This window comes from Dactylosporangium sp. NPDC000555 (genome assembly GCF_040300025.1).
Classification (GTDB): Bacteria; Actinomycetota; Actinomycetes; order Mycobacteriales; family Micromonosporaceae; genus Dactylosporangium.
Map to the genome: position 1 here is coordinate 1 of NZ_JBEPDB010000147.1, position 10,301 is coordinate 10,301.

The 10,301-nt window shown below is 73.5% G+C and carries 6 protein-coding genes and 1 pseudogene; 1 reads left to right on the forward strand and 6 read right to left on the reverse strand.

Features of this window, described 5'->3' with window-relative positions:
- The 3 genes and pseudogenes from ABT297_RS41535 to ABT297_RS41545 all read right to left on the reverse strand — a co-directional run.
- Positions 1-360, reverse strand: a pseudogene (locus ABT297_RS41535) (GNAT family N-acetyltransferase); the annotation flags it as partial.
- A 70-nt stretch (positions 361-430) separates the two neighbouring features.
- Positions 431-2,443 (reverse strand): hypothetical protein, encoded by a 2,013-nt coding sequence (locus ABT297_RS41540; RefSeq protein ID WP_350559191.1) that lies wholly within the window; start codon positions 2,441-2,443, stop codon positions 431-433.
- Positions 2,444-2,466: 23 nt separating this feature from the next.
- The gene (locus tag ABT297_RS41545) at positions 2,467-2,991 is read right to left on the reverse strand and encodes a hypothetical protein (protein ID WP_350559194.1); all 525 of its coding nucleotides are present in this window, start codon (positions 2,989-2,991) and stop codon (positions 2,467-2,469) included.
- Between the two features lie 202 nt (positions 2,992-3,193).
- Here ABT297_RS41545 and ABT297_RS41550 point away from each other — a divergent pair, with 202 nt between their 5' ends.
- Positions 3,194-5,953 (forward strand): AAA family ATPase, encoded by a 2,760-nt coding sequence (locus ABT297_RS41550; RefSeq protein WP_350559197.1) that lies wholly within the window; start codon positions 3,194-3,196, stop codon positions 5,951-5,953.
- Positions 5,954-5,966: 13 nt separating this feature from the next.
- On the opposite strand, the gene ABT297_RS41555 is transcribed toward ABT297_RS41550, so the two are convergent.
- From ABT297_RS41555 to ABT297_RS41565, 3 genes are all read right to left on the reverse strand, one after another.
- Complete coding sequence (locus ABT297_RS41555; RefSeq protein WP_350559200.1) at positions 5,967-7,400, reverse strand: AAA family ATPase; 1,434 nt, start codon at positions 7,398-7,400, stop codon at positions 5,967-5,969.
- Between the two features lie 66 nt (positions 7,401-7,466).
- Positions 7,467-8,114: a hypothetical protein gene (locus ABT297_RS41560; RefSeq protein ID WP_350559203.1), complete on the reverse strand. Its 648-nt coding sequence runs from the start codon at positions 8,112-8,114 to the stop codon at positions 7,467-7,469.
- A 24-nt stretch (positions 8,115-8,138) separates the two neighbouring features.
- Positions 8,139-10,178 carry an ABC transporter permease gene (locus tag ABT297_RS41565; protein ID WP_350559206.1) on the reverse strand — a complete coding sequence of 680 codons (2,040 nt, stop codon included), beginning with the start codon at positions 10,176-10,178 and terminating at the stop codon, positions 8,139-8,141.
- Positions 10,179-10,301: the final 123 nt, after the last annotated feature.

Here is a 10,301-nt window from a genome sequence, read left to right on the forward strand (position 1 = left end):
GACGGCGGGAAGCGCCCCGTTGAGCCCGAGCACCTCCTCCCCCCGCTCATGCAGCGCGCGGCCGAGGGCCGCGGCCGCCTCGCCGGGCATCGGCAGCAGGAACGGCGGATACGGCGCGAACCGAGCCGCCCGCATCCCGGCGCCGACCACGGCGCCGGACCCGTCCCTGACCACCAGCCACCAGTCGCGGTCCGGCTGCGCGATCCCCTCGGCCCGCCGCGCCAGCAGCCGGTGCGCGACCGAGGTCACGACCGTGCTGACGACCGGATCGGCGGCCAGGTGGTCGCCGGCCGCCGCGAGGAACTCGCCCGGATCGGTGCGGAACTCCAGCCGCGCTCCGGCCGTCGGGTCAGGGCTCATGCACGTAACGTAGCCACCGCCCCGCCACACCGGCACCCGATTTTCCACCGACCCGGGCGGGCACACGGATTCAGGTCCCGCAGAAGTTGCCGACATCGACCGGCAGCGTGAAGGTACCGGCGCCCCCGCCCGTAGAGATCAGGCCGTTCGGCCCGGCGAGCTCCGAGCCCGCACCCGTCAACTTGATCTCCATCCAGGCGGTCTGGCCGGCGTCGTGCACCTTCACCGTCCCGTTGAACGGCGAGGAGCTGTTCAACGCGCCGAACCCCGTGATCGTGCTCGACGTGCCCTTGAACACCCCGGAGATCGGACCGGTACCGTCGGCGTTGACGTTGGCCTTGGCGCTGCCCGTGTACGTCCATCCGGCCTCTCGAGAGCCGACCTTGCCGGCCAGCTTGATGTCCCAGATGCCGGCGGGGCCGTCGCATGCCGTACCGGTGAACGTGATCCCGCCGATCGTGGTGTCGATCCGGTAGTCACCGCCGTAGTCGGTCACCGGGAAGGACTTGCCGAACTCGTACCAGCCACCGCGCTCCAGCGCGCTCAGCGCCAGCTTGATGGCGCCCGCCGCCCAGCCGGCGGGGCCGCCGACCACGACGGTTCCGACGATGCCGAGCGCCTCGAACAGGTCTTCCCAGTAGTCGTCCGGCTTGCTGTTGTAGGTACCCGCGAGGTGGAAGGTCTTCTCCACCTTCTTGGCCGTGTCCGGCACCTGTCTGGGCTGCCGGTGGCCGATCACGGTCGCCGCGGCCTGCCCCTTGTCGTTCGTCTTCTCATAGGCCACCCCGACCGGCGTCGCCTGGTCGATCTTGACCAGGGGCAGCCCGTTGGACACTGCGCTGAACCCGTCCCCCGGCTTCCACACAACCTCGGCGTTCTTCACCGCTCCGCTGCCCTTGAAGGAGAAGTCCAGGCCGATCACGGAGAGGATGCTCCGGAAGCAGTTGGCGACCTCCCAGCCCTGGGTGTCGAACTGGAGGGTCACCTTCACCACGGCCTTCGCCCCGTCCTGGCCGGCGCTGCGGGTGCGCTCCAGCTTCTCCGGCGACATCTCCATCGTCGGCTTGAAGAACGCGCCGGCGACGATGAGCTTCGCGAAGCCCAGCACGGTCGAGACGACCAGACCCAGCGCCTCCGCGCCGAACTTGGACAGCCCGGCCTTCGCCGCGGCCATTGCCGCGACGTTGACCCCCGCCGCCGATCCCAGATCACCCAGCCGGTCGTAGATGAAGTCGTCGACGCCCTCGGACGGGGTGACGGCGCAGTCGAGCGCCGATTCCCCGGCCAGCCGGTAGCTGCCCTTGCCCGCGGCGTTCCCGGCCGGCTTCGCCGTCGCGCCGCCGCGCGGCGCGGCCTTCACCACGTCCTTCGGGAACGCCGCCTGGATGCTGGTGGTCAGGCGCAGCAGCAACAGCGTGGCGGCCACCGGGCCGACCCGCAGCGTTGCCGGGTCGGCGACGTCCGCGGTGAGATCCCGCGGCGTGGCGCCGCGCTTCTCCAGCTCGATGACGAAGGTCGCGATGAAGGCATCGGTCGCGTTCTTCCCGGCCGCCGCGGTGCGCAGGTCCGTGAGCAGGCCGTTCATGATCGCCGTTTCGTCGAGTCGCGCCTGCGGGTCCAGCGCACCGATCGCGGCGGCCAGCATCGGGGCCATCAGCAGCCGGCTGTCGCCCCGGATCTGCGCCGAGGCGAGCAGGCCGACCTCACCGGCCTGGAGCGTCCGGCCGATCGCCGGGTTTGCCGGGCCTCGGAAGACCTTGCCGTTGGCGCCGGTGATCGTGATCCCGGCGAGGTTGACCGCGGTGGCCAGCGCGGCGGTTCCCTCCGGGCCGCCCTGCATCACCAGCTCGGCGAGGGTGGCGGCGGCGGCAGGATCGCCGGCGTTGACGGACACCGGTGCGCCGATCCGCTCGGTGTCGATGCCCGTGGTCGGGAATCGTTGGTTGCCGCCGCGGTTCGGCTCGGACGACGGCTTGGCGCTGCAGCCGGCGAGGATCATCCCGGCCGTGACGAGCAGCGCCACCGCGCGTACCGCGGGCCGCCACGAAGCCGCCCGGAAGGTGGAAACACTTGTCGATGTCATGTCGCTTCTCGCGCCCGGGATGCTCAGCGACCGGCTGCGATCTTGCCGGCCGTGATGGAACCGTCCTTGTCGAGGGAGAGTGGTGCCACCTTCGCGATGACCAGAACGTGCAAGAAGTACGGCTTGCCCTCCGGCAGCACCAGCAGTCCGACCTTGTCAGCCCAGACCGCCTCCTTGCCGACCCCGCTCACGGGGGTGCCGTTGTACGCCTTCTTGGTGGCGTCCCACTCTTTGGCCGGACGGGCGGTGATGTCGGCGCCTGTGCCGTCCGCGCTGGTGTAGTTGCAGCCGCCCAGCAGGGAGCCTTCGGCTTTCCGCGACGTCGGCTGCAGCCCCTGCTTGCCCAGCACGGTGGCGGCGTCGGCCGGCGTGAACAGGGCACAGGTGTCCACCGGTTCGGCCGCGACGGGGCCGCCCCCCGCCTGGGCGGCCGTCGGGGCTGCCGGCGGGGTGCCGACCGCCGGTTCGTCCGATCCGCCGCAGCCGGCCAGCGCGAGCGCCCCGACGAGTCCGGCCGTGGACGCGAACATTCGCACCGAATTACGCATTGCGTTCTCTTTCCTTCCTGATCACCCGTGGCTACCGGCGCGGACGCTCAGCGCGGCCGGCCGGTCACGCGGCGGGCGCTGCGCGTACGTGACAAACCACACCAGCCAACCGCGGCCAGGCACCCGGCGAACAGCGGGAAATCCCCTGTCCACTCCGGACGGCCGGCTGGCGGAAGATGATCTTCACAACTATGGTCGGCCGATGATGTACGGTCGCGAGCGCGAGTTGGCCCGGCTCGAAGGGGTGGTCCGGGCCGCCCGGACGGGGCGGGCCGAGGTGCTGGTGCTTGCCGGGGAGCCGGGGGTCGGCAAGACCACGCTGCTGGAAGTGGCGACCCGGGCGGCCACCGGGATGCGGGTCCTGCGCACCACCGGCATGCCGGCCGACACGCGCATCGGGTTCGTCGGCCTGGCCGACCTGCTGACGCCGATCATCGGTCACCGGGACCAGCTACCCGCCACCCAGCGCACCGCGATCGAACGTGCCCTCGCCCTGGACCAGACCGTGTCCGCGGAACCCGTCGCAGACGGCCGGCTCGCCCTTCGGGTCGCCACGCTGGCGCTGCTCGCCTCCGCCGCGGAGGAGGAGCCGACCCTCGTGGTGGTCGACGACGCCCAATGGATCGACCAGGAAACCATTGACGTACTGGGGTTCGCGGCCCGCCGGCTCGCCGCCGATCCGATCGGCCTGCTGTTCGCCGTACGGACAACTCTGGGCGAACCACCGACATCGGGGCTGGTCGGCCTCCCGGTACTTCGCCTGGCCGGGCTCGACCCGCGAGCGAGCGCCGAGCTGCTCACCGCCACCGCACCGCAGCTGACCGAACCGCTCATCCGGCAGGCGGTCCTGAGCACCGCCGCCGGCAACCCGCTGGCGCTGCGGGAGATACCCCAGCTGCTCGGCCCGGACACGCTCACCGGTGCGGTGCTCGACCAGCCGCTCCCGGTCGGCGAGGCGATCCGGCAGTCGGCGGGGCGGGTGCTCGCCGGGCTGACCGAACGTACCCGGATGGCCCTCGTTGTCGCCTCGGCCTCGCAGGACGCGCACTGGTCGGATGTCGGTGCCGCGCTGTCGGAACTCGGATTGTCCCGGCACGACCTGGAGCCGGCCGAGCACTCCGGCCTGATCCACCTCGACGCCGAGCCAGGGTTTCGCCATCCGCTGGTACGGGCGGCGGTCTACCACGAGGCACCGCCGGCGACCCGCCGGATCGCGCACCGGGCGCTCGCCGCCGCGGCCGGACACCAGGCCGTCGAGGCGCGCGCCGGCCATCTGGCCTCCGCCGCCATCGGACCCGACCCGCAGGTGGCCGCGGCGCTGGCGGACGCCGGTTGTGTCGCCCGTACCCGGGGAGCGTGGCAGTCCGCCACGATGGCTTTCCGGCGGGCGGCGCACTTCGCCACCGACCCGGATCTGCGTATCGCCCATCTGCTGGCCGCCGCGCAGGCCGCGCTGCTCATCGCGGCGCCGCCGGCGGCCGAGCTCGCCGCCGAGGTGGCCGCTTCGGCGCGGGACCCGCTGACCCGGGCCCGGGCCCAGCGGATTCTGGGCGCCCTGTGGAACATCAGCGGGGACGCCCGCCGCGCGACGACGCTCTTCACGGCCACCGCGGACCGGATCGCCCACCTCGACGCGGAGTTCAGCATGCTGCTGCGCCTGGACGCGAGCGCCTCCGCGCTGCACTGCGGCGACTATGAGCTGGCCGACGCCGTGACCCGGGAGGCTGTCGAGCGGTCCGGGTCCACCGGCGGCGAGTTGGTGCTGGCCGCCCGTATCGCCCACGGATGGGTACGGTTCTGCCGGGCCGAGGCCGACCCGGATGAGCCCTTCGGCGTGCCGTTGCCGCAGGTGCTCGCCCGCATCCCCGACGGACCGGGAGTGTTGCCGTTCGGCGCGCTCGCGTTGCCCTGGCTGGAGTACTACGACCAGGCGCGCGACGTGCTGGACCGAATCGAGCGCGAGTACGGCGACAGCGTCCCGCCCGACCGGATGTCCTTCTCCCGTATCGTCGACGCGGACCTCTCCTTCCGTACCGGCCGGTGGGCCACCGGGTTCGCCACGGCCGCGGAGGCCGTCCGGCTGGCGGGCGACCTGGGGCACCGCAACATCCAGGCACGGGCGCTGACGCTGCAGGCGCAGTACGAGGCGGCCACCGGACGGGCCGAGGACTGCCGTCAGCACGTGGCGGAGGCGGTCGAGATCGCCCAGTCCACCCAGCTCCTGCCCGTCGAGGTCTACGGCGCCGCGGCCCTGGGCCTGCTGGCGTCGGGCAGCCGGGACTACGAGACCGCGGAGATGCAGTTCGGCTTCGTACGCGCCCGTCTCGAATCGTGCGGCGCCCGCCACCCCGGCATCCTCCCCTGGGCTGCCGACCTGACCGAGGCGCTGTACCGGACCGGCGCCACCGCGTCGGCGGCGCGGCTGCTGGCCGAGTACGAGCAGCGGGTCGCCCGCACCCGGTACCGCACCGGAGAGATCGACATTGCCCGCTGCCGGCTGGTGCTCGGTCAGATCGACGACGACCTTGAACACCGCATCGAGCGACTCGCCTACGACAGTCCGGTCCCGGCGCCCTTCGAGCAGGCCCGGCTGCTCCTCGCGTACGGCGAGCACCTGCGGCTCAGCGGCCAGCGCAGCGCCGCACGCCGGCCGCTACGCGACGCGGGCATGATCTTCGCTCGGCTCGGCGCCGTACGGTGGGCGGAGCGCTCCACCGCCGAGCTGCGTGCCGCCGGCGGCCGCGCCGCACCGCCGAGCAGCTCGCCGATCGGCCGGCTCAGTCCGCAGGAGCTCCAGGTGGCGCGGGAGATCGCGCGCGGCCTGCGCAACCGGGAGGCCGCGACCGCGCTGTTCCTGAGTCCCAAGACGGTCGAGGGCCACCTGAGCAGCATTTACCGCAAGCTGGGAATCCGCTCCCGGGCCGAGCTGATCGCCCAGATGGCCGGCGCGGCCCGGGACTGACCGGCAGGCACGATCACAGCGCGCTCGGGCTCGTTACCGGAGACGGCAACGGCGACGGCGCTGGTGCTGGTGCGGTGCCGAGCAGCGAGCGGGTGACCGCTTCGGCCTGGGACAGCATCTCGTCCAGCGCCTGCTCGAGGTCCGCGTCGGCGGGGGCGTGTCCGGCGTCGGCGGCAATCAGCACCGCGCGGCGCAGGAACTCCTTGGCGAACGACGCCGTGACGCCGCCGGTCCGGTCCGCGGCACGCTCCAGCGCCGCCGCGGTGAACGGCAGATCCCGGGCGTAGAGCCGCATGAGGCGCCGGCGGGCGTCGGCGTCGGGCAGCGGGATCTCCACCGCCAGGTCGACGCGGCCGGGCCGCTGGGCGAGCGCCGGTTCCAGCACGTTGATCCGGTTGGTGGTGAGCAGGAACGCGACGTCGGCGTCGTCGCCGAGGCCGTCCAGCGTCTCCAGCACGGTGAAGAGCAGCGGCTGGGGGCCGGTGTGCCGGTCGCGGCTGTCGGCCACCAGGTCGCAGTCCTCCAGTACGACGAGGGCGGGCTGCAGCGCCCGCGCCATCCGGGCGGCCTCCGCGACGTACGCGATCGCCGGGCCGGCCAGCAGCAGCACGGTGAGCTCCGGCAGCGCGCCGAGCAGGTAGCGCACCGTGTGGGTCTTGCCGGTGCCGGGCGGGCCGTAGAGCAGCAGCCCGCGCTTGAGGTGCTGGCCGGCCGCGCGCAGCAGCTCACGGTGCTCGGCGATGCCGGCGACGTGGCGGCGGACCCGGTCCAGCACACCCGCCGGAAGGATGATCTCGTCGCGGCCCACCGCCGGCCTGCGGTGGAAGGTGATCTCGCCGACGCCCCGCTCGTAGGAGGACCCGCCCAGCGACAGCACCTGCCCGCGCAGCACCGACCGGTCCAGCATGAGCGCGCGCACGGTGGCGATCAGGCCCGCCGCGACGCCCTCCGCCGGAGTGACGATCTCCATCCGCGCGGTGATCTGGCCGAACCTCGGCTCCGCCGAGCGTTGCAGCACCGCGACCGGAGCCCCGTCGTGGACGAACAGGCGCAGGCCGAAGGTGACCGCCTGGCGGGCGGTGTCCGGGCCGGTGGCGATGCTCGTGTAGTCGACCGCGGCCACGGGAAACTGGCCGAAGCGCCCGGCATGGTCGAGGATCTCGCTCAGCGACTGGTGGCGGCGCTGCTCCCCGCCGCCGACCCCGATCAGCCGGTGGTGCTCCGCGCGCTGCTGCACCTCGCTCAACGCGATGTCGAGATCGACGAACAGCTGCGCCGGGACGTCCTCGGTGATCACGGGCAGCCGCCGCGGATCGGCACCCAGGTGCTCGCGCAGCACCGGAAGGAGCGCCTCGCCGTCGTCCTCCCGGCGCTGCCGATGGTCCTGCACGACCTCGTCCAGGAACGCCTGGAAGGCCGCCACGAAGTCCGTCGTACGCCCGTCCATCGCATCCCCCGAAGTCCGTCACGCATCCATCCGTCTATGGTCTACCACAACGGCGGACGGCCGATGTCAGTCGCCGAGGCGGGCGTGCAGCTTGCGCAGGTGGGCATCGACCTGGGCGCGGTCGTACCCGCGCAGGACGACGATCAGGTCGGCGTACTCCAGGTCGGCCCGGGCCCGCGCGCGCTGGGCCGGGTCGCCGGAGAGCAGAGCGTCGGCGGCGCGGCGCAGCAGGTTGTCGACGCGGCCCTGCTCGTAGCCGCGCAGCACGATGCCGAAGTCGGCACGGTCGCCGCGGCGGGCGATGCGGTTGTCGAAGCGGCCCCCGGCGTAGCGCCGCAGGGCCTCGACGATCTCGTCCTCGCTCTGGCGGACGTCGTGGAGCTTGAGCACGACCCGGTCGCCGGGCTGCAGCACCAGGTGCGGGCCCGAGGTGGCCGGCGGGGTCGGCTCGTCGAGCACGACCCGCTCGATGGCCGCCCACTCCACGAGGCCGTCGCGCGTCGTCACGCCCTGCTCGGAGATGGCGAACCGGAAGGGCCGCAGCTCGTCGCGCACGAGCACGGCGCCCAGGGCCAGGGCCAGGGCGCCGCCCCCGGCGTAGAACACGGCGGATCCGACGTTGGCGGCTCCCCACGCGCAGACCAGGCCGACCAGTCCGAACACGACGACGAGGAGGGCGAGCCCGAGGGACCGCCGCCTGCGCTGCAGCTCCATGCGTCGAAACCTTAGCGGGTGGGGCTACTCGGTGCGCAGCGCCCGCGCGGTGCTGGTGCGGGCCGCCCAGCCGGCCGGCAGCAGCGCGCCGGCGAGGGCGATCACCAGGCCGCCAAGGGCGAGCGGGACGAGCAGCGGCACGTCGTACACCCGCAGGATGTGCGGCGGGAACCGCGTCCCGGCCGCGTGACCCATCTGCGGCAGGACCCAGTCGTGCAGGGCGATCCCGGCCGGCACCCCGGCCAGGCCGGCCAGCAGGCCGAGGCCCGCGACGGAGGTCAGCACCATCGCGACGGTCTGCCGCGGTGCCATGCCCAGCGCCTTGAACACGCCGAGCTCGTGCACGCGTTCGCGGGTGTCGAGCACGACGGTGTTGAGCACGCCGAGGCCGGCGACCGCCACCAGCAGCAGCGTGAGGGTGCCGGCCAGGGTGTCGATCGCCACCACGGTGCCGCTGATCTCGCCGGCGTTGACCTCCGCGTGGCCGCCCTTGTCCTCGATGACCGCGTTGAGGGCGGCCGTGTAGGCCTTGAGGTCGGTGCCGGCGGCGAGGCCGACGTGGTACACGCCGCCGCCCCTGGCGTCCTGTCTGAGGTTCAGGTCCGCCACGGAGCGCACGTCGGTGATGACCCGCCGCCCGTCGGAGCTGAGGTCGAGGACCTCGCCGACGATCCGGACGGTCGCGGTGCGCCCCTCGCTGCGCAGCGTGAGCGTGTCGCCGATCTTCACGCCGGCCGTGTCGAGGAGGGCGCTGGGCACGACCGCCTCGCCCGGCCCGCCGAACCAGCGGCCCGCGATGATCTCGTACGTGCCCCAGGACGCGTCGCCGTCGAACGTGACGACCTCCGTCATGCCGGTGATGCCGGCGACGGTGGCCTCGCCGTAGCGGCTGACGAAGTACCGCGCGGTGCCGGGCTGGGCCTTGACCGCCGCCTCGACAGCGGCCGGGTCCGGTGTCGGCGGGGCCGGCTCGCCCGGTCGGCTGACGTGGACCTCCTGCCCGCCGGCGAGGTAGACCATGACGTCGCCGGCGTCGCGGCGGTTCAGCGCGCTCTGCACGCCGCCGACCGACAGGGCCAGGCCCACACCGAACGTGACGCCGAGCGCGCCGAGCGCCACCGCGGCCGCGATCGTCGCCGAGCGGCCCGGCCGGGTGAACGGGTTGGCGAAGCCCAGGCTCATCGGGCGGGGCAGCGGCAGCCGGCCGAGCAGGTGCCGGGCGGCGCGGCCGCGCCCTGCGGACGAGGTGCGGCCGACGGCGAGCGCGTCGACGGTGCGCAGCCGGCCGGCCCGCAGCGCGGGGACGAACGCGGTGGCCACGACGGCGGCGAGCGCGGCGAGGGGCACGACGGCTGACACCCACCAGTCGAGGGTGTCGGCGCCGGCGCCGAACGCGTCGCCCTCCTCCCGCAGGACCGGGATCGCGGCCAGGTTGCCCAGCGGGATGCCGATCAGGGCGCCGATCGTGGCCGGGATGAGGGCCTGGCCGACGTAGGCGCGGGCGACCTGCGCCGGGGTGTACCCGAGGGCCTTGAGGATGCCGATGCGCCGGGTGGCGGAGCTGACCGCGCCGCCGACCACGATGCCGATGATGAGCACCGACATGGCCAGGCCGAGCACGCCGAAGGCGACGACGAACGGGGCGAACGTGGCCGCGACGTGCTCGGCGTCGGTCTTGACCCGCAGGTAGGACGCGGTGCCCAGCAGGGCACCCGGCCCTACCGCGGCCTCGATGATGGCCCGGCCGGCGTTGACGTCGGCGTCGGTGGCGGCGTTGGTGAAGCGGTACAGCATCTGGAAGCCGCCGCCGCCCGGCGCGGTCAGCGCCGCGACGGTGGCCGGCGACGCCCAGATCTGGCCGGTGCGGCCGACGGAGCGGGCGTGGCCGACGACCTTCAGCTTCGGCGCGCCCGGCGCGCCAGGAAACGCGAACTCGTCGCCGATCTCGAACGGGGCATCGTCGGCGGCCCAGACCATCTCCCCCGGCCCGGTGGCCCACCGCCCGGCGGTCAGCTCGAGCCGGTCGACGTCGCCGCCCGGGCCGGGCCTCCCGACGATCGTCACCGACGGCAGGTCGATGCCGGCCGGCGGGCCGGACGAGCGCGCGCAGGATGGCCGCGGCCACGTCCGGCTTCTCGGTGCGGATCTTCCCCATCCAGTAGCTCGTGATGGAGGCGTTGAACGGGA

What these genes read in the sequence shown, in the direction of transcription:
- ABT297_RS41560 (WP_350559203.1), bottom strand. Translation starts at nt 8,114, where the DNA reads ATGGAGCTGCAGCGCAGGCGGCGGTCCCTCGGGCTCGCCCTCCTCGTC.
- ABT297_RS41545 (WP_350559194.1), bottom strand. Translation starts at nt 2,991, where the DNA reads ATGCGTAATTCGGTGCGAATGTTCGCGTCCACGGCCGGACTCGTCGGG.
- ABT297_RS41555 (WP_350559200.1), bottom strand. Translation starts at nt 7,400, where the DNA reads ATGGACGGGCGTACGACGGACTTCGTGGCGGCCTTCCAGGCGTTCCTG.
- ABT297_RS41540 (WP_350559191.1), bottom strand. Translation starts at nt 2,443, where the DNA reads ATGACATCGACAAGTGTTTCCACCTTCCGGGCGGCTTCGTGGCGGCCC.
- ABT297_RS41550 (WP_350559197.1), top strand. Translation starts at nt 3,194, where the DNA reads ATGATGTACGGTCGCGAGCGCGAGTTGGCCCGGCTCGAAGGGGTGGTC.